Origin of the sequence: Bacillus mesophilus (assembly GCF_011008845.1) — a bacterium.
GTDB lineage: Bacteria > Bacillota > Bacilli > Bacillales > SA4 > Bacillus_BS > Bacillus_BS mesophilus.
In genome coordinates this window covers 76,368-99,128 of the sequence record NZ_JAAIWM010000003.1, presented here as the reverse complement: position 1 = coordinate 99,128, position 22,761 = coordinate 76,368, and the positions used below count along the sequence as shown (strand labels likewise).

20 protein-coding genes and 3 riboswitches are annotated in these 22,761 nt (G+C 38.8%); all 20 genes read left to right on the top strand.

Annotated features, from left to right (window positions below; translation table 11 throughout):
- The first annotated feature begins 88 nt into the window (after positions 1-88).
- Positions 89-197, top strand: a riboswitch (SAM riboswitch).
- Between the two features lie 110 nt (positions 198-307).
- The 20 genes from metX (at position 308) to G4D63_RS10375 (ending at position 22,729) form a co-directional block, all read left to right on the top strand.
- A complete protein-coding gene (metX, locus tag G4D63_RS10465; RefSeq protein ID WP_163179597.1) occupies positions 308-1,396 on the top strand; it encodes a homoserine O-acetyltransferase MetX in 1,089 nt (362 codons plus the stop codon).
- Positions 1,383-2,699 carry a homoserine dehydrogenase gene (locus tag G4D63_RS10460; RefSeq protein ID WP_163179596.1) on the top strand — a complete coding sequence of 439 codons (1,317 nt, stop codon included), beginning with the start codon at positions 1,383-1,385 and terminating at the stop codon, positions 2,697-2,699. Before metX ends, G4D63_RS10460 begins: the two co-directional genes overlap by 14 nt.
- A 2-nt stretch (positions 2,700-2,701) precedes the next feature.
- Positions 2,702-2,795, top strand: a riboswitch (SAM riboswitch).
- A 72-nt stretch (positions 2,796-2,867) separates the two neighbouring features.
- A complete protein-coding gene (locus G4D63_RS10455) occupies positions 2,868-4,655 on the top strand; it encodes a PLP-dependent aspartate aminotransferase family protein (protein ID WP_163179595.1) in 1,788 nt (595 codons plus the stop codon).
- Positions 4,656-4,737: 82 nt separating this feature from the next.
- Entirely contained in the window at positions 4,738-5,757 is a 1,020-nt protein-coding gene (locus G4D63_RS10450; protein WP_163179594.1) for an aliphatic sulfonate ABC transporter substrate-binding protein, read from the top strand.
- Between the two features lie 16 nt (positions 5,758-5,773).
- Positions 5,774-6,628: an ABC transporter permease gene (locus G4D63_RS10445; RefSeq protein WP_163179593.1), complete on the top strand. Its 855-nt coding sequence runs from the start codon at positions 5,774-5,776 to the stop codon at positions 6,626-6,628.
- Between the two features lie 26 nt (positions 6,629-6,654).
- Positions 6,655-7,389, top strand: coding sequence for an ABC transporter ATP-binding protein (locus G4D63_RS10440; RefSeq protein ID WP_163179592.1), 735 nt, complete (start codon positions 6,655-6,657; stop codon positions 7,387-7,389).
- Between the two features lie 8 nt (positions 7,390-7,397).
- A complete protein-coding gene (gene acsA / locus G4D63_RS10435) occupies positions 7,398-9,116 on the top strand; it encodes an acetate--CoA ligase (RefSeq protein WP_163179591.1) in 1,719 nt (572 codons plus the stop codon).
- 302 nt (positions 9,117-9,418) lie between these two features.
- Positions 9,419-9,533, top strand: a riboswitch (SAM riboswitch).
- Positions 9,534-9,708: 175 nt separating this feature from the next.
- On the top strand, positions 9,709-10,734 hold the full coding sequence (locus tag G4D63_RS10430; RefSeq protein ID WP_163179900.1) for an ATP-binding cassette domain-containing protein: 1,026 nt from the start codon (positions 9,709-9,711) through the stop codon (positions 10,732-10,734).
- A complete protein-coding gene (locus G4D63_RS10425; RefSeq protein WP_163179590.1) occupies positions 10,727-11,395 on the top strand; it encodes a methionine ABC transporter permease in 669 nt (222 codons plus the stop codon). Before G4D63_RS10430 ends, G4D63_RS10425 begins: the two co-directional genes overlap by 8 nt.
- A gap of 27 nt (positions 11,396-11,422) precedes the next feature.
- Positions 11,423-12,301, top strand: coding sequence for a MetQ/NlpA family ABC transporter substrate-binding protein (locus G4D63_RS10420; RefSeq protein ID WP_163179589.1), 879 nt, complete (start codon positions 11,423-11,425; stop codon positions 12,299-12,301).
- A 138-nt stretch (positions 12,302-12,439) separates the two neighbouring features.
- Positions 12,440-12,805 (top strand): carboxymuconolactone decarboxylase family protein, encoded by a 366-nt coding sequence (locus G4D63_RS10415; protein ID WP_163179588.1) that lies wholly within the window; start codon positions 12,440-12,442, stop codon positions 12,803-12,805.
- A 309-nt stretch (positions 12,806-13,114) separates the two neighbouring features.
- A complete protein-coding gene (locus G4D63_RS22535; RefSeq protein WP_476727077.1) occupies positions 13,115-13,273 on the top strand; it encodes a YuzK family famiily protein in 159 nt (52 codons plus the stop codon).
- Between the two features lie 391 nt (positions 13,274-13,664).
- Positions 13,665-14,441 carry a Fe-S cluster assembly ATPase SufC gene (sufC, locus tag G4D63_RS10410; RefSeq protein WP_163179587.1) on the top strand — a complete coding sequence of 259 codons (777 nt, stop codon included), beginning with the start codon at positions 13,665-13,667 and terminating at the stop codon, positions 14,439-14,441.
- Positions 14,442-14,461: 20 nt separating this feature from the next.
- Positions 14,462-15,772 carry a Fe-S cluster assembly protein SufD gene (gene sufD / locus G4D63_RS10405; protein ID WP_163179586.1) on the top strand — a complete coding sequence of 437 codons (1,311 nt, stop codon included), beginning with the start codon at positions 14,462-14,464 and terminating at the stop codon, positions 15,770-15,772.
- Positions 15,772-16,992, top strand: a complete 1,221-nt coding sequence (locus G4D63_RS10400) for a cysteine desulfurase (RefSeq protein WP_163179585.1) — start codon at positions 15,772-15,774, stop codon at positions 16,990-16,992. Before sufD ends, G4D63_RS10400 begins: the two co-directional genes overlap by 1 nt.
- Positions 16,982-17,419, top strand: a complete 438-nt coding sequence (gene sufU, locus G4D63_RS10395; RefSeq protein WP_163179584.1) for a Fe-S cluster assembly sulfur transfer protein SufU — start codon at positions 16,982-16,984, stop codon at positions 17,417-17,419. The genes G4D63_RS10400 and sufU overlap by 11 nt, the downstream gene beginning before the upstream one ends.
- A gap of 175 nt (positions 17,420-17,594) precedes the next feature.
- Entirely contained in the window at positions 17,595-18,992 is a 1,398-nt protein-coding gene (gene sufB, locus G4D63_RS10390) for a Fe-S cluster assembly protein SufB (protein WP_163179583.1), read from the top strand.
- 362 nt (positions 18,993-19,354) lie between these two features.
- Positions 19,355-20,200, top strand: a complete 846-nt coding sequence (locus tag G4D63_RS10385) for a DUF72 domain-containing protein (protein WP_163179582.1) — start codon at positions 19,355-19,357, stop codon at positions 20,198-20,200.
- A gap of 299 nt (positions 20,201-20,499) precedes the next feature.
- Entirely contained in the window at positions 20,500-21,321 is an 822-nt protein-coding gene (locus G4D63_RS10380) for a sulfite exporter TauE/SafE family protein (protein WP_163179581.1), read from the top strand.
- A gap of 16 nt (positions 21,322-21,337) precedes the next feature.
- Complete coding sequence (locus G4D63_RS10375) at positions 21,338-22,729, top strand: bifunctional metallophosphatase/5'-nucleotidase (protein ID WP_163179580.1); 1,392 nt, start codon at positions 21,338-21,340, stop codon at positions 22,727-22,729.
- Positions 22,730-22,761 lie beyond the last annotated feature (32 nt).

The following is a 22,761-nucleotide window of genomic DNA, read 5'->3' as shown; positions in this document are numbered from 1 at the left end:
TGTTTGACAGTTATATTTTCCCTGTGTTATATTCTTCACAGAATCAAATTTAACTTGTAAGTTAAAGCGTTAATTGAATAAAGAATTTTTCTTATCCAGAGAGGTGGAGGGGCTGGCCCTATGATACCCGGCAACCGGTTTTTAAGTAAACACGGTGCCAATTCCTGCGGAGCATTTATTGCTCTGACAGATAAGAAGAGATGAATTTAGGTATTCACCCTCTTCTTATTGAAGAGGGTTTTTTCATGTAGTGAAACTGGAAAAGGTCAAAAAAATAAAAGCATTACTTACTTGAAAGGAGGATTTAATGCCTAACGTGAGGGAAGAAGTTTATACGGAGCATGGCAAGATTCAACTAGGAGCATTTACAACTGAACTAGGCATTACAATTCCTGATGTTCAAATAGCTTTCGAGAGAGTTGGACCTAAATCCGCTCCTGTCATAGTCGTATGCCATGCATTAACTGGAAATCAATTTACGGTCGGTACAGAAGATCACCCTGGATGGTGGTCGGGCTTAATAGGAGAAGGGAAGAATATTGACACAGCTAAATGGCAGGTCATTACGATGAATGTCCTAGGTGGTTGTAATGGAACAACTGGTCCTTTAAATCTCAATCCAAAAGGGCACCCTTATCGCGCGAACTTTCCATTTGTTTCGGTAAGAGATATTGTCAAAAGTCAGTATCTTGCCCTAAACCAAATGGGGATACAGCAAGTTCACGCGATAATTGGGGGATCTCTAGGGGGAATGCAAGTGCTAGAATGGGGCGTGCTATATCCTAATTTCTCAAAGCTATTATTTCCACTAGCAACCTCACCTTATTTAAGTGATTTTGGAATGGCCTATAACTCTATAGCCAGATACGCAATTACCAATGATCCAAACTGGAAAAATGGTGAATATGATAAAAATCCAGAATTCGGGCTAAGTATTGCAAGGATGATTGGAATGATCTCCTATCGCTCACCTGAATTATTTAATTCCAGATTTTCTAGAGAAGCACGAGAAGGCTTTGGTGAACATCACCAAGAAAAGTCCTATCAGGTTGATTCGTACTTAACGTATCAGGGTGAGAAGTTTTTAAATAGATTTGATGCCAATAGTTATCTCTATCTATTAAAGGTAATGGATCACCACGATTTAGGTCGAAACCGTGGAGATTGGAAACGGGCAATAGCTTTAATAGAAGCCAAAATTATTGCAATTAGTTATAAGGGAGACATCATCTATCCTACAGAATTTTTAGAGGAAGTAGTTAATGAACATAAGAAGTATCATTCATCCTCAAAGCATCATGAAGTGTCCACTGTGTTTGGCCATGATGGGTTTTTAGTTGAATTTGACAAATGGGGACACCTAGTAGAGGAGGGCTTAGACTGTGAAATCAATTAAGGTAGTATTGCTGGGATTAGGTACGGTTGGTCAAGGTGTATATGAGAGTATTGAATCTCATCGAGAAAAACTAATTCAAGCAACGGGAACCGAGGTAGAGGTTGTTGGTGTACTAGTTAAAAACGCAATGAAAACTAGAGACATTCATTCGGCGGTTAAGGTGACTACTGAGGTTAGTGAACTTCTAGCAATAGAAGAGATTGATATCGTTTTTGAAGCAATAGTAGGAATTGAACCTGCTCATTCTTATATAAAAAGCTTTTTAGAAAAAGGCTGTCATGTTATTAGTGCAAATAAAGAGTTATTAGCTCATAAAGGTAAAGAGCTTTCAAGTCTTGCGAAGAAACATGATCGTATTCTCGCTTTTGAAGCAGCGGTGGCTGGTGGTATACCATTACTACGAACGATTATTCAATTGCTTCAGATTAATGGGATTACAAAACTTGAGGCCATTCTGAATGGAACAAGTAACTATATCTTAACAAAGATGCGCAAGGAGAAAGCAGACTTTGATGATGTTCTAATAGAAGCACAAGCACTAGGGTATGCTGAAGCAAATCCCAATAACGATATATTAGGAACTGACGCCTTTTATAAATTAATGATTTTAAGTGATCTCGTTCATCAACAACAGCCTGATTGGGAACTGGTTGAGAAACAAGGAGTAAATCGTGTTTCCTTACAGGATTTAATTGTAGGTGAAAAGCTAGGACTTCGGTTAAAACTAGTTGCTTCACTTCAAAAGAGTCATACGGAAATAGTAGCCGAAGTAAAACCAGTTTTCGTTTCTGCCAGTCACCCACTTTATAATGTTGAGGGAGTGGATAATGGGATTGTTATTACAACAGATTTAGTTGGGACGATTCTTTTACAGGGACCTGGAGCAGGTTCCAAAGCGACAGCTAGTGCCATGATAGAAGATTTAGTCTATATAAAGCAACAAGGTAATCAAGATTTAGATTTTAAAAGATCATCAAACCACGTGGAACTGTTGGCAGAAGGTGAACAGCCTTTATCCTTATGGGTTGCCGTTAGTGAAGCATTAAATTCAGAGGATTTAAAGAACAACTACTCAATAACTAGCAAACTAGAAGACTATAACGTCAAATTAATACAGCGAGAGTTACTCAAGACTGAAGATGGCTATATTGTTGGAGATTTCCTACAAGGTAAGGAAGAGAATGTCCTATTATTTCTTCAGCAACTTAAACAGGATACATTGAGGTTTTACCCCGTATCTGGAACAGGTTTAACGCTTGAAAATATCACGGTTGAGAGTCCAGTAAAACTAACAATTAAATAATCTTCTTATCAAGAGAGGTGGAGGGACTGGCCCAATGAAACCCGGCAACCGTTACAGGTGCTAATTCCAGCAGAAGAAAGATCTGAGAGATAAGAAGAGGGTTAAGCATCCTCTTCTTACATAGGGTGTTTTTTTTATATCTAAAACCAAACCAAAGGAGTGTTTAAAATGACAAACCATTCTTATGATTTAGAAACATTATTACTACACGGAGGTCATGCGCCAGATCCAACTACAGGTTCGCGTGCGGTACCAATCTATCAAACTTCTTCCTATGTTTTTCATAGTACCGAGCATGCACAACGTTTATTTGCTTTAGATGAGCCAGGTAACATTTACTCTCGTATCGGAAATCCAACCGTAGATGTATTGGAAAAGAGAATTGCCCTTCTAGAAGAAGGTGTTGCAGCGGTAGCAACCTCTTCAGGTCAGGCAGCCATCTCTTTAGCACTGATGAATCTTGCACACGCTGGAGATGAAATTGTCGCAGCTACTAACCTATATGGCGGAACATATAACTTATTTGCTTCAACTTTTCCTAGGTACGGAATTAAAGTGATTTTTGTAGATTCATCAGATCCAGAGAATTTTAGAAAAGCCATTACACCTAAAACGAAGGCAGTCTTTGCTGAAACGATTGGGAATCCGAGTCTACAGGTATTAGATATTGAAGCTGTTGCAAAGGTAGCTCATGAAGCTGGAATTCCTTTAGTAGTTGATAGTACGTTTGCATCCCCCTCACTTTGTAAGCCAATTAAGTGGGGAGCGGACATTGTCGTTCATTCTGCTACAAAGTGGATCGGTGGACATGGTACTTCAATCGGAGGGATCGTAGTTGATGGTGGACGTTTCAACTGGAATAGCGAAAAGTTCCCTGGCTTTACAGAGCCAGATCCAAGTTATAACGGTATTCGTTATGCAGTAGATTTTGGAACATTAGCCTTTATTACAAAGCTTCGCGTTCAGTTATTAAGAGACTTTGGATCTTGCTTAAGTCCTTTCAACGCTTTCTTACTTTTACAAGGACTAGAGACATTGCAATTAAGAATGGAAAAACATACTGAAAATGCTAGATTGGTAGCTGATTACTTAGCAAATCATCCGGCAGTAGATTGGGTGACATATCCTGGTCTAGAAACTCACCCAACACACCACCTAGCGAAAAAATACTTAACTGGTGGCGATGGTGCGGTTGTTGTATTCGGTATAAAAGGTGGTAGAGAGTCGGGTAAAACGTTTATCGATTCCTTATCATTATGGTCACATCTTGCCAATGTTGGAGATGCTCGTTCATTAGTGATTCATCCTGCTTCTACTACTCACCAACAGCTTACAGGTGAGCAGTTAAAGGCGACTGGGGTTTCAGAAGAGCTTGTTCGTTTGTCAGTGGGACTTGAATCAGTTCGTGACTTAACAAATGACTTAAACCAGGCCTTAATTAAAGCCACTGGAGTTTCTAATGGCGGAGAAAAAGAGATTGTCATTAATGATGAGGGAGTTATTAAAAAGGCACTAGGGTCCGCGACAGAAACAGTAGTAGTAGATGGTGTGGAACAAACAAGAACGAAAAACGTAGCGATTGTTGGGCTTAGCAGTAATCCGGCTAGACCAAGTCACAGACTGGCGTTCAAGATGAAGAGACTTGGCTATCGCATTATCCCGGTAAACCCTAACGAAACCGAAGTACTAGGCGAGAAGGCTTATCCAGACTTAAGCTCAGTGCCAAATCAAATTGATATCGTGCAGATCTTTAGAAGTTCAGATGCAGCGGTCGAATTAGCGAAGGAAGCAGCAGTAGTTAGACCAGGTATCTTCTGGCTACAAGAGGGAGTTATTTCTGAAGAAGCTGTTGAAATTGCAAAGGAAGCAGGCTTAGAAGTCGTTTATAATCGTTGCACCTATAAAGAGGCACAACGTTTAAGAGGTTCCATTTCTACTTATGCTTGTGAAATATAAAATCAACAACAAGTTTTAACAAAACCCAACTAATCGGAGTCTTCATCTACAGAAGGCTCCCTAACTAAGGAGAGTAAAAAAAATGAAAAATAAAAAGTACGGTATCCTTTTAACATTAATCCTTACTATTTCTATGGGTTTACTAAGTGCTTGCGGAAGCAATACAACATCAAATAATACTGAGGTATCTGGTAATGCAGAGGCCGCTAAACCAGAAAAAATCCGCTTGGACTACGCATTCTATTCACCTACTAGTCTAGTGTTAAAAGAAAAAGGCTGGGTTGAAGAAGCTTTTGAAGCAGAGGGTATTGAAGTTGAATGGGTTCAAAGCTTAGGAAGCAACAAGGCGTTAGAGTTCCTTAACAGTGATAGTGTTGATTTTGGCTCAACAGCGGGTGCTGCGGCATTAATTGCAAAATCAAAAGCTTCTCCTATTGAAACGGTCTATATTTACTCAAAGCCAGAATGGACAGCACTTGTTGGACCTGGTGATACAACGATTAAGTCTGTGGCTGACCTAAAGGGGAAAAAGGTAGCAGCTACATTAGGTACAGATCCATATATTTTCCTACTACGTGCCCTAGATGAGGCTGGTTTAAGTAGTTCAGATGTTGAAATTGTAAACCTACAGCATGGTGACGGTGCTTCTGCACTAGTTTCTGGTGATGTTGATGCATGGGCTGGGCTTGATCCACATATGGCAAAGCTTGAAGTAACAGAAGGAACTAGCTATATCTATCGTAATCCTGATTTTAATACGTATGGAACGTTAAATGTACGCTCAGAGTTTGCAGAGCAATATCCACAATATGTAGAAAAGGTTATTGAGCTGTATGAAAAGGCAAGAACATGGGCCGTTGAAAATGAAGAAGAGGCAGCTACTATTTTAGCGACACAAGCACAATTAGATGAGGAAGTTGCAAAGTTGCAAATTTCAAGAAATGATTTTTCTAGTCCAGTTCCAGGAGAAACACAGATTAATGCATTAATTGAAGCTGGTAAAGTACTTCAAAATGGTGGGGTAATCGACGCTGGTGCAGATTTAGAAAAACTAGCAAATGATCTGATTCAACCTTCATTTGCAGAAAAAGTAATTAAGTAAGTAGGGGGTTTTATCAATGTCACACCGATCTGAAAGCAGTACATTAAAACCAATTCCAAAGGCCTTTCGAATTTCGTTGCCATACAAAAAAATAGCTTTATCAGCAAGTGATATTGCAATTAGCAGCATTCTACCAATCATTTTGATAGCGGTATGGGAAGTACTCAGTAGAACTGGAGTGTTTCCTGTACACCAGCTACCTGCACCGTCTATTATTCTACAAAAGATATATTCGATGCTACAGGATGGTAGCTTGTGGAGTCATTCTGGGATTACCTTATACCGAGTGTTTATTGGATTCTTTGCAGGTACAGCGATTGCTGTACTACTAGGATCAGTGGTTGGATTCTTTAAACTAGCAGAAAAACTAATCGATCCGCTGTTGCAGGCTTTTCGTTCGATTCCATCACTTGCGTGGGTACCATTGTTTCTTTTGTGGCTAGGTATTGGAGAGGTTTCTAAGGTTACTCTTATTGCAATCGGTGTGTTTTTCCCTGTTTATTTGAACATTGTAAGTGGTGTAAAAGGGGTAGATCGCAAATTAATTGAGGTAGGGAAAATTTACGGCTTCTCTACCTACCAGTTAATTAAAAGAATCATTTTGCCTGCATCACTTCCTTCCTTTTTAGTTGGAATACGAAGTGGATTAGGGTTAGGGTGGATGTTTGTTGTAGCAGCTGAGCTAATGGGAGCAAGTAAAGGACTAGGCTACTTACTAGTTTTCGGTCAAAATATGAGCTCACCTGATATTATCATTGCAAGTATTATTCTTTTTGCCATCCTTGGGAAAATTTCTGATGCGATTTTAAAAGCGGTTGAAAACAAAGCCTTACATTGGCAGGATAGTTTGTCTAGCTCAGGTGGGAAGTAATAGTAGAAATAAAGGCGGTGATCCAAATGGTTTTAACAGTGGAGAGAGCAACAAGAAAATTTGAAAATGGAAATGTAGCGTTTCGTGATATCAGCTTCTCAGCCAAAAACGGTGAGATTATCGGTCTAATTGGCACAAGTGGCTGTGGTAAAAGTACGCTACTACGTACGATTTCTGGTCTTGATTCAAGCTATGAAGGTAGTATTCTAGTTGAAAATAAACAAGCGAGAGATCATAACGAAAATATTGGCTTTATGTTTCAAGAACCAAGGCTCATGCCGTGGCTAACAGTCCTTGAAAACGTCTTGTTTGGCGTGAAAGACCGGGCCGGAAATGAAACGAACGCTTTGACAATTCTTGAACAGGTTGGATTAAAAGGATTCGAACAGCAATATCCGAAGGAACTATCTGGAGGAATGGCACAGCGTGTTGCAATAGCAAGAGCGTTAATAACTTCCCCACAAATTTTACTGTTAGATGAGCCGTTTAGTGCACTCGATGCTTTTACAAAAATGCAGCTTCAGGACCTTCTTTTAGAGGTATGGGAGCAAAAAAAGGCAACGATGTTAGTTGTAACTCACGATATTGATGAGGCCCTTTACTTGTGCGATCGTATTCTAATTTTTCGTGGGCAGCCTGGAGAGTTATGTGAGGAAATTACTGTGAATAAACAGAGACCTCGTTCAAGAGGTGATGAAGATTTAGCTAAGCAAAAGAACTATATTCTTTCTTTATTAAATTTAGAAAAAGCAAAGGAGTAATACTTTCCATGAGTCAATCTAACCCTATTTTACACCCTAGAAAAGGTATTCATAATTTAGAGAAATACGAAGAGACTTATGAGCAGTTTAAGTGGGATTCTGTCCATCCTCATTTTAGTTGGTTCAAAACAGACAAAGTTAATATGGCCTATGAATGTATTGATCGACATGTAGAAGATGGGTATGGAGAGAAAGAAGCTCTCGTTTATATAAATGGAACAACGAAGGAAAGCTTAACTTTCTCAGAGTTAAAGAGAAGAACAGATGAATGGGCCCACTTGCTCAAATCTCAAGGGGTAAAAAAGGGAGACAGAGTGTTTACTTTTTTACCTAAAAATCAGGAAGGTTATATTGCCATACTAGCGGTTATTAAGGTAGGAGCTATTGTAGGGCCGTTGTTTGAAGCGTTTATGGAAGATGCTATTTATGACAGAATGTATGATTGTGAGGCATCAGTGCTTTTAACGAATGCAGAGCTTCTTGAACGTGTTCCTGTAGATAAACTCCCAGAGCTTCACTCTATTTATATAACAGATGATTTGGATCATCCAATTGCACAATCAATCCCAAGGCTTTTAAAAGAAACTTCTTTTGAAGGTGAGGCAGTGCAATGGGTAGGTCTGAATGATGGAATGATTATTCATTACACATCTGGGTCGACTGGAAAGCCAAAAGGGGTATTACACGCGCACCGAGTCATGATTCAACAGTTTCAAACTGGAAAATGGGTATTAGATTTACGGGAAGATGATGTCTATTGGTGTACCGCACATCCTGGCTGGGTAACGGGAAGTTCGTATGGAATCTTTGCTCCTTGGTTAAATAGAACAACAGTAGTGGTTCATGGTGGTCGCTTTAAGGCTGATGAGTGGTTCCAAGCAATCGAAGACACGGGTGTAACTGTTTGGTACAGTGCACCTACAGCATTTCGTTTATTAATGAATGATACTGACAAGATTAAAAATTTTAATCTTTCATCATTAAGACATATATTGAGTGTTGGTGAGCCATTAAATCCTGAGGTGATTACATGGGGACTTGATGCGTTTAACATTAGAATCCATGATACATGGTGGATGACAGAAACAGGTGCACAACTGATCGTTAACCTTCCAACCGCAGCCATTAAACCTGGTTCAATGGGAAGAGCATTACCGGGAATCACTGCTGGGATTATTGATTTAGAAGGCAATGAAGTGAAGCGGGGAGAGTTTGGTCTACTCGCTATAAAAAAAGGTTGGCCTTCGATGATGAAGGAAATATGGAAGAATGAAGAAAAGTATCAATCGTACTTTATTAATGATTGGTATGTGTCAGGAGATTTGGCTCGAATGGATGAGGAAGGCTATGTATTCTTTCAAGGAAGAAATGACGATATGATTAATTCTTCCGGGGAAAGAATTGGACCATTCGAAGTCGAGAGCAAGTTAATCGAGCACCCTGCCGTTGTAGAGGCTGGAGTCATTGGGAAACCAGATCCACTTCGCGGAGAAATTGTGAAGGCATTCATCGTATTAACAGATGCCTACACAGAATCAGAGGAGCTTTTAAAGGATATTCAAACATTTGTCCGTTTCAAGCTTGCTGCCCATGCTATGCCAAGAGAAATAGAGGTACTAGAAGAACTGCCTAAAACACCAATCAGCGGCAAAATCTTACGCCGAATCTTAAAGGCGCAGGAAATCGAAAAACTGGAACAGGGGGACAGGTACCATGTCCCACTCTAAACAATTGTGAGTTAGGCCTGTTGGGACAATGTACCTGTCCCTGTGTCCCGTGTCTAGCACCAGCGCCCAGCCCCTCGAGGTCAATAACCCTAAGAGAATAAAGGGGAAAACCGCCCTTTTTTCTCTTAGGAACATTTGCTTGTCGGGGTTTAACAGGGCGCAATCGCTTTTCTAAAACAAAATTATTGACGCATAATTTTTATCATGCTAAAATCACTTTCATAGTCTAAAAAAATGAGTATAAATGATATTTCAATAGATTAATTCTAAGCAAATAATTATATAATGGTTTATCGATACAACTCTTATCAAGAGTGGTGGAGGGACATGGCCCTATGAAACCCGGCAACCGTCAACGTACATGTTGAAATGGTGCCAATTCCTGCAGAGCGTAGTAATTGCTTTGGGAGATGAGAGAAAGGAAACTTATGCGTTCCCTTTCTGCTTATTTCTGCAGGAAGGGATTTTTTGTTTTCATCACACTCAAGGGTAAAGTTATAATTATTTTCTTCCAGTAAAGGCTAATAGTAATCTATTGTTTTTATTCGTACTTAATTGATGGGTAAACTCAGATATGAAAGAGGTGAGTAGCATCATTACTTTAAAGGATGTAAAAAAGGTTTTTTCTTCGAAAAGTGGACTTGTAACAGCTGTAGATGGGATTAATCTTGAAATTAATAAGGGTGAAATTTTTGGAGTAATCGGCTATAGCGGCGCGGGTAAAAGTACATTAATTCGTATGTTTAATCAGTTGGAAAAACCAACAGAGGGTTCAATCATGGTAGCTGGACGGGATATGGCTAAGATTTCAGGAAGAGAACTTAGAGTGGCACGTCAGGAAACGGGAATGATCTTTCAGCATTTCAATTTACTATGGTCTAGAACTGTTAGAGATAATATTGCCTTTCCACTTGAAATTTCAGGTGTTCGTAAGGCAGAACAACGAAAACGTGTTGATGAGTTAATCGAACTTGTAGGTTTAAAGGGACGTGAACTTGCTTATCCATCTGAGCTAAGCGGTGGACAGAAACAAAGGGTGGGTATAGCAAGAGCACTAGCAAATAACCCGAAAGTACTTCTTTGTGATGAAGCAACTTCTGCCCTAGATCCACAAACAACCGATTCGATTCTAGACCTGTTGGTTGATATAAATGAAAGACTGGGTTTAACGATTATTCTCATTACTCACGAGATGCATGTTATTCGTAAGATTTGTCATCGTGTGGCTGTCATGGAAAACGGGCGAGTGGTTGAACAAGGAGATGTGCTTTCTGTTTTTAAAAATCCAAAAGAAGAAATCACTAGACGTTTTGTTGGTCAATTAACAGAGCCAGAGGATACACAGGAAACGGCTGAGCATCTACTTGAGAAATTCCCTAACGGTAAAGTGATTCAGCTAACGTTTGTGGGTGAGGAAACGGAACAACCTCTCATTACGAATGTAATCCGTAATTTTGATATCACCGTTAACATATTACAAGGAAAGATTTCTCATCTTCAAACAGGTTCATATGGTACTTTGTTTGTACATGTTGATGGTCCTGACACTGAGATCAATAAAGTAATTGACTATATTCGCAGTCAAGCCGTTGATGTGGAGGTGATCTCAAATGGTTGAGCAATTATTTCCTAATGTTAATTGGGATCGAATGCTAGAAGCGACGCTAGAGACGCTATACATGACTGCCATCTCAGTACTTGCTACCTTCATCTTAGGTACGATCCTAGGTTTGTTATTATTCTTAACGGCAAAGGGTAATCTATGGGAGAATGCATTCGTTAACTCTATAGTGGCTGCGTTTGTTAATATTTTTAGATCTATACCGTTTATTATCCTTATTATATTGTTAATTCCATTTGCTAAATTTATCGTAGGTACAATGCTCGGTTCTAACGCCGCATTACCAGCACTGATTATTGGTGCTGCTCCTTTCTATGGAAGAATGGTTGAAATTGCCCTTCGAGAAATTAACAAGGGGGTAATTGAAGCATCAAGAGCCATGGGAGCAACAACATGGACAATTATCTGGAAAGTGTTATTACCAGAGTCAATGCCTGCTATGGTTTCTGGAATCACTGTTACAGCAATTGCGTTAGTAGGATACACAGCTATGGCAGGTGTGGTCGGAGCAGGGGGATTAGGGAATCTTGCGTTTTTAGAAGGTTTCCAACGTTCCCAGGGAGATGTGACATTTATGTCAACGGTCATTATTTTACTCATCGTATTCATTATTCAATTCATTGGGGACCGAGTGACTTCAATGCTTGATAAAAGATAAAAACAACTAAAAGGAGAAGATGATCACATGAAAAAGATTTTAAGTTTACTATTACTGGCTTTACTACTTACACTAGCTGCTTGCGGTACTGGTGGACAAAACGAAGAAGAAGCTACACAAGGTGCAGATACAACTGAAGAAAACACGGAAGCTACTGAAAATACAGAGGCTAAGAAGCTTGTTGTTGGAGCTTCAAACGTACCTCACGCAGTTATTTTAGAGCAGGCAAAACCAATTCTTGCTGAGCAAGGAATTGAACTAGATATTATTCCGTTCCAGGATTATGTATTACCTAACAAAGCACTTGCTGACGAAGAAATTGATGCAAACTATTTCCAACACATTCCTTACTTAGAGCTTCAAATGTCTGAAAACGATAATTATGATTTTGTTAACGCGGGTGGAATCCACATTGAGCCAATTGGAGTGTATTCTAAAAAGCACAAAAGCCTTGAAGATCTACCAGAGGGAGCTACTATTATCATGAGTAATGCTGTAGCTGACCACGGTCGTATTTTAACAATGCTTCAAGACAAAGGTCTAATTAAGCTAAAAGAAGGTATTGATACAACTGCTGCTACTGTAGATGATATTGTAGAAAACCCAAAGAACATCGAATTCCAAGCTGACGTTGAAGCAGGTCTTCTACCACAAGTTTATAACAATGACGAAGGTGACGCAGTTTTAATTAACACAAACTATGCAATTGATGCAGGTCTAAATCCACTTGAAGATTCTATTGCAATCGAAGGTCCAGAATCTCCATACGTAAACATCATTACTGTTCGTTCTGGTGATGAAACTCGTGAAGAAGTGAAAGCGCTAGTTGAAGTTCTTCGTTCAGAAGAAATTCAAAACTTTATCAAGGAAGAATATAAAGGTGCAGTTGTACCAGTAAGCGAATAATCATTGAGAGAGGCGACTTAGATCCATTCTAAGTCGTCTTTTTTGATTATATGATGTTAAGCTTTGTTCTCAAAAACTGTATACTCCGTTTAAATTGAATCATACTAACGAGGATAACACACGATTAGGAGTGAAGAGATGGAATTTCAACCACGTAATTCAACTGAGGCAGCATTGCATGATTACAAGCTTGGTCTTGGTACGTTTACTCAAAAGATGCCTGACCTAGCACATCACTATAATGCCTTTACTGAAGCTTGCTTTAAAGAAGGCGCTCTAGATCAAAAACAAAAGCAACTGATTGCACTAGGGATCAGCTTATACTCACAGGATGAATATTGCATTATCTATCATACAAAAGGCTGCTTAGATCAAGGGGCTTCAGAGCAAGAAATTCTTGAGTCCGTTGGAGTAGCAGCTGCATTTGGCGGAGGCGCAGCAATGAGCCAAGCGGTCACTTTAGTTCAAGAATGTATGACTGAATTAAATGAATTAAAGCAATAAAGTAGACTCCATTTTGGGGTCTTTTTATTTTGTCTTGGATTTATAATATTTTTGACCCCAATTGGAAGCTTTGATAGGTAATTCGCTACATTCACTTTCGAGGAAACAGAAGAATGTGGCATGAATAAACAGGAATTGTAAAGTTACGCAAGAACAGCTTACCAAATCCTTCAACATCACTATAAAAGCCACTAAATAAGGATTTAACTCATTTGAGTGGACAAGCTAAACATTGTTAAGATTGTAATTAGCAAATAAAGAAAGGATTGGTTCATTATTAATCAGCTAGAACTTAACTATACAACCGAAATGGAAAAGGCCATGTACCTTAAGTATAGAGTTTGCTATGAGGAGTATAGCAACAATCTAGCCCAGCGACTTAAAATTGAACAAAAACGACAAGAAGAATATAGAGAAAGCAGACGAATGATTGAAGAAATCGATCGTAAGAGCTTTTATCATAATTAAAGTGAGATCAGCCATATTAATTGTGGCTGATTTTATATTTTAAGAAGGTTATTGGTTGTATTTTTTATTTTATATGAGGCAACTAGATTTTTTGGATGAGGATTCTATAACAAGCAAACAATATCTCTGTAAACGAAGTCTTCTATAAAAACTTTACAAATTTAAATTGATTAAGCTTGTCCACTTACGTTGATTGGATCTTTTTGTTACAATAAAAAATGTCTCATTTTAAGCTTAAAGATTACATAAGAAATTGGATTAGCTTGATAGTTTTCTAAATTTGATATTATTTTTTAAATAGTATAAGATTAGAATGAGAATAAAGTGAGAATGACCGTAAAATTCATTCAAAACGACATAATATTGTTTAAAATAATGGAGGTATTGCACTATGGGTTCTACTTTAACAATTAAGGATCTTCATGTTTCAATCGATGGTAAAGAGATTTTAAAGGGTGTGAATCTTGAAATTAAGGGTGGAGAGATTCATGCAGTAATGGGTCCAAACGGAACAGGAAAATCTACACTTTCATCAGCAATCATGGGTCACCCTAAATATGAAATTACTTCAGGTAGCATCACGCTAGACGGAGAAGATGTATTAGAAATGGAAGTAGATGAGCGCGCACGTGCAGGTCTATTCCTAGCTATGCAATATCCAAGTGAGATTAGTGGAGTAACAAACGCTGACTTCTTACGTTCTGCTATTAATTCACGTCGTAAAGAAGGCGAAGAAATTTCATTAATGAAGTTTATTCGTACAATGGATAAGAGCATGGAGCTTCTTGAAATGGATCCAAACATGGCACAGCGTTATTTAAATGAAGGATTCTCAGGTGGAGAGAAGAAGCGTAATGAAATTCTTCAGTTAACTATGCTTGAGCCGAAAATTGCGATTTTAGATGAGATTGACTCTGGTCTTGATATCGATGCGCTAAAGGTTGTTTCTAACGGAATCAACAACATGCGCGGTGATGACTTTGGCTGTCTAATCATTACTCACTATCAACGTTTATTAAATTATATTACGCCAGATCATGTACACGTAATGATGGCTGGTCGTGTTGTTAAATCAGGTGGTCCAGAGCTAGCACACCGTTTAGAGGCAGAGGGCTATGATTGGATTAAGCAAGAGCTAGGTATCGAAGACGAAACAGTAGAAGCGTAAGCGGTTAGGAGGATTACTAAATGACACTAGAGACGAAACTACCATTCGACCAGGAATATATCCGTAACTACTCTAAAGAGTTGGGAGAACCGGAATGGCTGTTAGAACTTCGCTTACAAGCTCTCGCTAAAGTTGAAGATCTACCTTTACCAAAGCCAGATAAAACGAAGATTGAAAATTGGAACTTCACTCAGTTCCAAAATCATGTAGTAAAAAGTGAAGCAGTTGGAACAATTGATGAGCTTTCTGAAAGCGTAAAAGCTCTAATTGATACAGAAGAAGCAAATAAAAACCTACTAGTTCAACAAGATCAGGGAGTTGCTTTTAAGACTCTATCAGATGACTTGATTAGTAAAGGTGTTATTTTTACAGATATTCATACAGCAGCTCGTGAGCATTCAGAATTACTTAAAAAGTATTTCATGAACGAGGCTGTTAAGGTAAATGACCATAAACTTACAGCTTTACATGCTGCTCTTGTAAATGGTGGTGCATTCGTTTATGTACCAAAGAATGTAGAGGTTGAAGTACCACTTCAAGCAATCTATGTTCAGAACAGCAAAGAAGCTAATTTATTCAACCATGTTCTTGTAGTGGCTGAAGATAACAGCTCTGTAACATATGTAGAAAACTACGTTTCTACTTCAAGCACAAGTGACGCGATTGTTAATATTGTGGCAGAAGTTATTGTAGGAACAAATGCTAAAGTTACATTTGGTGCTGTAGATCACCTAGCTGCTGGAATTACAACTTACGTAAATCGTAAGGGTATTGTTGGCCGTGACGGAAGATTGGAATGGGCTCTTGGTTTAATGAATGATGGTAATACAATTTCTGAGAACGTTACTCATCTAATTGGTGATGGTTCTTCTGCAGACACGAAGACTGTAACGGTTGGACGTGGTGATCAGAAGCAAAACTTCACAACAAGTGTCATTCACTTTGGAAAGCATTCTGATGGTCAAATCCTGAAGCATGGTGTTGTAAAAGATGCTGCTTCCTCTATCTTTAATGGAATTGGAAAAATAGAGCACGGTGCGACTAAGTCAAATGCTGAACAGTCTTCACGTGTTCTTATGTTAAGTGAAAAGGCTAGAGGAGATGCGAATCCAATTCTTCTAATCGACGAAGATGATGTTACAGCAGGACATGCTGCATCGGTTGGTCGCGTTGATCCTTTACAGCTTTACTATCTAATGAGCCGTGGAATTCCACAAAGAGAAGCAGAGCGTCTTGTTATTCATGGTTTCCTTGCACCAGTTGTTAACGAACTACCTATTGAAGGAGTTAAAAAGCAGCTAGTCGAGATCATTGAAAGGAAAGTACGCTAATGGATATCAAGTATATCCGTAGTCAGTTCCCTATTTTGGATCAGCAGGTAAATGGTAAAAAGCTTGTCTATCTAGATAGTGCGGCTACTTCTCAAAAACCGCTCCGAGTGATTGAAGCTCTTGAAAAGTATTACAAAGAGTACAACTCGAATGTTCATAGAGGAGTTCACACTCTAGGGACACGTGCAACAGATGGCTATGAAGGTGCAAGAGAAAAGATTAGAAAATTTATCAACGCATCCTCAATGGAAGAAATTATCTTTACACGTGGGACGACTACAGCTCTTAATACAGTGGCTACAAGCTATGCCCGTGAAACACTAAAAAGCGGGGATGAAATTGTCATCACGTATATGGAGCACCATAGTAATATAATCCCTTGGCAACAGGTTGCGAAGAAAACTGGAGCTACTCTAAAGTACCTTCCACTTCAAGAGGATGGATCCATCTCATTAGAAGAGGCAAGAAATACAATTACGTCTAATACAAAGATTGTTTCCATTATGCATGTTTCAAACGTACTTGGTGTCATTAACCCAATCAAAGAACTAACTGAAATTGCTCATCAAAACGGAGCGATTATGGTAGTCGACGGGGCACAAAGTACACCGCATATGAAGATTGATGTTCAAGATTTAAACTGTGATTTCTTTGCTTTTTCTGGTCATAAAATGTGTGGACCAACTGGAATCGGTGTCCTTTACGGAAAGAAACAGCTTCTTGAAAAGATGGAACCTGTTGAATTTGGTGGAGAGATGATAGATTTCGTTGAGCTTCAAGATTCAACTTGGAAAGAGCTTCCTTGGAAATTTGAAGCTGGTACGCCTATCATTGCAGGTGCAATTGGACTTGGCGCTGCCATAGATTTCTTAGAGGAAATTGGGTTAGATAATATCAATGCTCATGATCAAAAGCTTGCTAAATATGCTTCTGAACGTATGGCTGAGATTGAAGGTCTAAAGATTTATGGACCTAAGGAAAGAACGGGACTTGTTACATTCACGATGGATGATGTTCATCCTCATGATGTGGCTACTGTTCTAGACGCAGAGGGCATTGCTGTTAGAGCCGGTCATCACTGTGCTCAACCTCTAATGAAATGGCTGAAAGTTTCAGCTACTGCAAGGGCAAGCTTTTATCTTTATAATACTGAAGATGAAATTGATCAGCTAGTAAATGGATTAATAAAGACAAAGGAGTATTTCAGCAATGTCTTTTAATAATTTAGATACTCTTTACAGACAGGTTATAATGGATCATTATAAGAATCCTAGAAATAAAGGATCTCTTGAGGATGGAAATATCACCATTGATATGAATAATCCTACTTGTGGAGATCGAATTCAGATCCATATGAAAGTGGTCGATGGTAAAGTAGAAGAGGTTAAATTTGATGGTGAAGGTTGTTCGATTTCTCTTTCATCTGCATCCATGATGACACAAGCTATTAAAGGGCAAACTATAGACACTGCCTTAGAGCTATCGAAAATATTCTCGGACATCATGCAGAGTAAGGAATATGATGATAGTATAGACTTAGGAGATATAGAGGCTCTTCAAGGAGTTTCTAAGTTCCCGGCCCGAATCAAGTGTGCCACCCTAGCATGGAAGGCCATGGAAAAAGGGATTCATAGTCAAGAGAATTAATTCAACACAAAAGTGGGTAAATAGACTTGTCTAGCTACAGCACCCAGCCCCTCGAGGTCAAATAACCCTTGGACAAATAAAAGGAAAATCACCTTTTCTTTGTCCAAGGAACATTTGCTTGTCGGGGCTGAACGGGGTGCTTCCGCTTTTCTAAATCGAACGGAGGGAACGATAAATGGCTAAAAAAGCACCTGAAATCGGTGATTACAAATATGGCTTTGCGGATAAAGATGTTTCCATTTTCCGATCAAAGCGTGGACTTACAAAAGAGATTGTTGAAGAAATCTCACGTATGAAGAATGAACCACAATGGATGCTTGACTTCCGTCTGAAGTCATTAGAGCAATTTTATAAAATGCCTATGCCTCAGTGGGGCGGAGATATGGCAAGCTTAAACTTTGATGAGATTACTTATTATGTAAAGCCTTCAGAAAAGTCTGAGCGTTCATGGGATGAAGTACCAGAAGAAATCAAGGCAACATTTGATAAGCTTGGTATTCCAGAAGCTGAACAAAAGTATCTTGCCGGTGTTTCTGCACAGTATGAATCAGAGGTTGTTTATCACAACATGCAATCGGATCTAGAAGATCTAGGAATTGTGTTCAAAGATACCGACACTGCTCTTAAGGAAAATGAAGATCTTTTCCGTGAGCATTTTGGAAAAGTAATTCCGCCTGCAGATAATAAGTTTTCTGCGTTAAACTCTGCAGTATGGTCTGGTGGATCATTCATCTATGTTCCAAAAGGAATTAAGGTAGACACACCTTTACAAGCATACTTCCGTATCAACTCTGAAAACATGGGGCAATTTGAACGTACTTTAATCATCGTTGATGAAGGCGCACATGTTCACTATGTTGAAGGTTGTACAGCACCAGTGTATACGACAAACTCTTTACACAGTGCGGTAGTTGAAATCATCATCAAGAAGGATGCGTACTGCCGTTATACAACGATCCAGAACTGGGCAAATAACGTATACAATCTTGTTACAAAGCGTGCAGTTTGTGAAGCAAATGCGACGATGGAATGGATTGATGGAAACATCGGTTCCAAGCTTACAATGAAATACCCAGCAGTCATCCTTAAGGGTGAAGGTGCTCGTGGTATGACTTTATCAATCGCATTAGCAGGTAAAGGACAGCATCAAGATGCTGGAGCTAAAATGCTACATTTAGCACCAAACACATCTTCTACGATTGTTTCTAAATCAATCTCTAAGCAGGGCGGTAAAGTAACATATCGTGGAATTGTACACTTTGGTCGTAATGCGGATGGAGCACGTTCAAATATCGAATGTGACACATTAATCATGGACAACGAATCTACTTCAGATACGATTCCATACAACGAAATCCTAAACGACAACATTTCACTTGAACACGAAGCAAAGGTATCGAAGGTATCAGAAGAACAGTTATTCTATCTAATGAGCCGTGGTATCTCTGAGCAAGAAGCAACTGAAATGATCGTTATGGGCTTCATTGAACCATTTACGAGAGAACTTCCAATGGAATATGCTGTTGAAATGAACCGTCTGATTAAGTTCGAGATGGAAGGTTCTATTGGTTAATAATAGTTTGGAAAAGCTCGCTTCTCTTGAAGCGAGCTTTTGTTTGGTTTTTGGTGGGTTCGTTTGGGTGCGGAATCATTATTTGGCGCATAAATCCCGAAATTGACGCATATAAGTAAAATTTGGCGCATAAATCCTGAAAATGGTGCATATATTTAAATTTTGGTGCATAAACGCCGAAAAGTGATGCATAAAATTAAAATTCAACTCCGGTGATCCTAATACAACAAACGATATGCCCTTCATCCCCCTTATAAAACACCAAAACCCCTTTACATAAAAGAAATAATCCCTAATTGTTTGAAGTATTTAACCTTTAAGTTATCATATTAAGTAGATATTAATTAAAGGAGTTAGTCTTCATGATTTATATTGGTGTAACCGGATGGGGAGATCAAGATTCGCTCTATGAGACACCCATTTCACCACGAGATAAATTACAAGCCTATGCTGGGCATTTTCCTATAGTAGAAGTGGATGCTTCTTTTTATGCGATTCAACCTCGTAAAAATACTGAACGTTGGTTGAAGGAAACTCCAGCTACTTTTAAGTTTATAGTTAAAGCTTATCAAGGGATGACGGGACACCAGCGGGGAGAGCTTCCTTTTAAAGCGACTGATGAAATGTTTGATGCTTTTATTGAATCAGCTAGTATTTATCAGGAACAAGGTAAATTGGCAATGATTCTATTCCAGTTTCCCCCTTGGTTTGAGTGCAATAAAGAGAATGTACAATACTTACGATATTGTAAAAGTAAGATGAATGAGCTCCCCTGTGCATTAGAGTTCCGACATCAATCTTGGTTTACTGGGGCAATGAGAGATAAGACCATTTTATTTATGAGAGAAGAAGGATGGATTCATAGTATATGTGATGAGCCTCAGGCGGGTTCTGGCTCTATTCCTATGGTGCTAGAAGCAACGTCTAAGGATCAAACACTTATTCGTTTTCATGGTCGAAATGTTCATGGATGGACAAAGCCTAATGGAGCCAATTGGCGTGAGGTTCGATATTTATATCGGTATAATGAAAAAGAACTACTAGAATGGGTGGACAGAATACAAGAGTTAAACAAGGAAAGCAAAGAGCTATACATACTGTTTAATAATAATTCTGGAGGAGATGCTGCTGATAATGCAAAGCAGTTGATGAAACTTCTGGGGATTGATTACGACGGATTGGCACCACGACAGCTAAACCTATTTTAGTTAGGCTATTTTCGTATAGATTGTTGCTTTCGTAAAAATCCTAAAATCCGGATTTTTACTTGGTAGTACATTGTCCCGTGCTTTAAATAGAGAAAGTTGCTCTTTTCTAACTAGTAAAACTCGATTTTACAGATAAAAAAGGAGAATTCTTGGACATATGTGATTGAAAAGCAACAATTTTTTAGAAAAGAGCCTTTAGTTAATAGGATAAGTATTAACTTCTCTAACGCATAAAAGACTAAGCAATCGCCTTCCTCCAAGGAAGCACTTGCTAATTCTTTCTAAGGACGGTTTAATATATGGAATGGTTCATATTGTTTATAGTAGGACTTGTTGGAGGAATTATTGGAAGTCTGATGGGACTAGGTGGTGGAGTAATCGTTGTCCCTGCATTACTATACCTAGGAAGCTACGGGTTAATTGGTGATATGACACCTCAACTAGCCGTAGGTACCTCTTTGGTAGCGGTAATAGCGACTGGTTTATCTTCTACTCTTAGTTATTATAAAAAGGGTAATGTGGATATAAAAAGCGGTCTCCTGTTTTTTATAGGCAGTGGACCAGGTGGAGTGTTTGGGTCATGGGTGAATGGATATTTAAATGCCACAACATTTTCATTATATTTTGGCCTTTTTATTATCCTCATTTCTTTTCTTCTTTTTATGCAAAATCGATTAAGTCCTATTACACGATCCTCCAATAGTAATAGCTTAAAAAAAGTATATATTGATCGCGATGGAACTACTTATGAGTATGGATACCATTTGCCGTTAGCAGTTTTCATCTCTTTTGTGGTAGGTTTTACATCTGGAATATTTGGGATTGGCGGAGGTGCTCTAATGGTACCTGCGATGCTATTACTGTTCAGGTTTCCACCACATATAGCCGTAGCAACCTCGATGTTCATGATTTTACTTTCCTCTTTCACAAGTTCATTAACACATCTGTTTCTTGGGAATATTGACTGGCTCTTAACAATTATGCTAGTTCCAGGTGCATATCTAGGAGCAAAGATCGGGGTCTATATTAACACAAGATTAAAACCAGTTACTGTCGTACGATTACTAAGATTGTTTTTATTTATTTTTGGATTGAGAATGATTATAGATGGTCTTCTATAATAGTTGAGGTGTAAACATGAAACATATTCATCTATACCATATTAATGACTTACATAGTCATTTTGAAAATTGGCCTAAAGTTGTGAGTTATATTAAGCAGAGAAGAGAAGTGCATCAACGTGAACAAGAGGAGATGATTGTATTAGATATTGGGGACCATATGGATCGCTTTCATCCTATTACAGAAGCAACGCTCGGTAAGGCTAATGTTCGATTAATGAATGAGTTAGGATATAACTATGCAACCATTGGTAATAATGAGGGGATTACTTTATCAAAGGATCAGTTAGACTCCTTATATTCAGAAGCAAATTTTTCAGTTCTAGTTTCAAATTTATTTGAACAAAATGGGCGAACTCCTTCTTGGGTTAAACCATATTCAATACACAAATCATCAGCTGGCATCAACATAGGTCTCATTGGTCTTACGGTTCCTTTTCAAAAATTTTATCAACTTCTTGGTTGGGATGTAGTCTCTCCCTTCGAAATAGTACCTTCACTAATTCAGGAGGTTAAGCAGCAGGGCGCAGATTGTATCATTTTACTTTCTCACCTTGGTATTAATGATGACGAGCGAATTGCTAGAGAAGTTGAAGGCGTTGATCTTATATTAGGGGCTCATACTCATCACCTACTTCCAGATGGAGAAGAAGTTGAAAATACAATCCTTTGTGGTGCTGGGAAATTTGGCATGAATGTAGGGTATGTTAAGCTCACTATTGATACAACCGCTAATAAAATCAGTAGCATTGAGCCTAAAGTGGTCTCAATAGAAGGCCAAGAAGAATGTTATGAAACTCTTTCGACACTACAGGAGGAGGCAGAGAGGGCTTCTAGAGTGCTTAGTAAAGAAGTCGCCTATATTGACTCCCCTTTAGAGGTAGAATGGTATAAACCCTCGACCTTAGCTAATTTGTTAGCTGAGGCTATCCGGGAATGGTGTGAGGGTGAAATTGGTATGATTAATGCGGGCGTTTTATTAGATTCCTTACCTAGAGGAAAAGTAACGCTAGGGGACCTACACCGCATTTGTCCTCATCCAATCAACCCCTGTAAGGTACATCTTAAAGGAGATCAGTTGAAAGAAGTAATTCTTCAAGCAGCGACTCCGAGAATGGAACAGTTAAAGATGAAAGGGTTTGGTTTCCGAGGAAAAGTACTCGGTAAAATGGTGTATGCAGGTGTTGAGGTGGAAACTGTAGTTATGGCTGACGGGCTTCCACATGTTACCTCAATTTTAGTCAATGGTGAGGCGATAAACCCTGAGCGAGAATATATAGTTGCGACACTTGATATGTTTACTTTTGGAGGGTTGTATCCAGAGATTTCTCATTCTAAGGAAAAGCAATATTACCTTCCAGAAATGCTGAGAGATCTATTACAGTGGAAATTATTAAAAAACACATAGAACTATGAACGGTTTTCTTTCCTTCATCATAA

What these genes read in the sequence shown, in the direction of transcription:
- G4D63_RS10440 (WP_163179592.1), top strand. Translation starts at nt 6,655, where the DNA reads ATGGTTTTAACAGTGGAGAGAGCAACAAGAAAATTTGAAAATGGAAAT.
- G4D63_RS22535 (WP_476727077.1), top strand. Translation starts at nt 13,115, where the DNA reads ATGGAAAAGGCCATGTACCTTAAGTATAGAGTTTGCTATGAGGAGTAT.
- sufU (WP_163179584.1), top strand. Translation starts at nt 16,982, where the DNA reads ATGTCTTTTAATAATTTAGATACTCTTTACAGACAGGTTATAATGGAT.
- G4D63_RS10380 (WP_163179581.1), top strand. Translation starts at nt 20,500, where the DNA reads ATGGAATGGTTCATATTGTTTATAGTAGGACTTGTTGGAGGAATTATT.
- G4D63_RS10445 (WP_163179593.1), top strand. Translation starts at nt 5,774, where the DNA reads ATGTCACACCGATCTGAAAGCAGTACATTAAAACCAATTCCAAAGGCC.
- sufD (WP_163179586.1), top strand. Translation starts at nt 14,462, where the DNA reads ATGACACTAGAGACGAAACTACCATTCGACCAGGAATATATCCGTAAC.
- sufB (WP_163179583.1), top strand. Translation starts at nt 17,595, where the DNA reads ATGGCTAAAAAAGCACCTGAAATCGGTGATTACAAATATGGCTTTGCG.
- G4D63_RS10420 (WP_163179589.1), top strand. Translation starts at nt 11,423, where the DNA reads ATGAAAAAGATTTTAAGTTTACTATTACTGGCTTTACTACTTACACTA.
- G4D63_RS10385 (WP_163179582.1), top strand. Translation starts at nt 19,355, where the DNA reads ATGATTTATATTGGTGTAACCGGATGGGGAGATCAAGATTCGCTCTAT.
- G4D63_RS10375 (WP_163179580.1), top strand. Translation starts at nt 21,338, where the DNA reads ATGAAACATATTCATCTATACCATATTAATGACTTACATAGTCATTTT.
- metX (WP_163179597.1), top strand. Translation starts at nt 308, where the DNA reads ATGCCTAACGTGAGGGAAGAAGTTTATACGGAGCATGGCAAGATTCAA.
- sufC (WP_163179587.1), top strand. Translation starts at nt 13,665, where the DNA reads ATGGGTTCTACTTTAACAATTAAGGATCTTCATGTTTCAATCGATGGT.
- G4D63_RS10450 (WP_163179594.1), top strand. Translation starts at nt 4,738, where the DNA reads ATGAAAAATAAAAAGTACGGTATCCTTTTAACATTAATCCTTACTATT.
- G4D63_RS10425 (WP_163179590.1), top strand. Translation starts at nt 10,727, where the DNA reads ATGGTTGAGCAATTATTTCCTAATGTTAATTGGGATCGAATGCTAGAA.
- G4D63_RS10415 (WP_163179588.1), top strand. Translation starts at nt 12,440, where the DNA reads ATGGAATTTCAACCACGTAATTCAACTGAGGCAGCATTGCATGATTAC.
- acsA (WP_163179591.1), top strand. Translation starts at nt 7,398, where the DNA reads ATGAGTCAATCTAACCCTATTTTACACCCTAGAAAAGGTATTCATAAT.
- G4D63_RS10455 (WP_163179595.1), top strand. Translation starts at nt 2,868, where the DNA reads ATGACAAACCATTCTTATGATTTAGAAACATTATTACTACACGGAGGT.
- G4D63_RS10400 (WP_163179585.1), top strand. Translation starts at nt 15,772, where the DNA reads ATGGATATCAAGTATATCCGTAGTCAGTTCCCTATTTTGGATCAGCAG.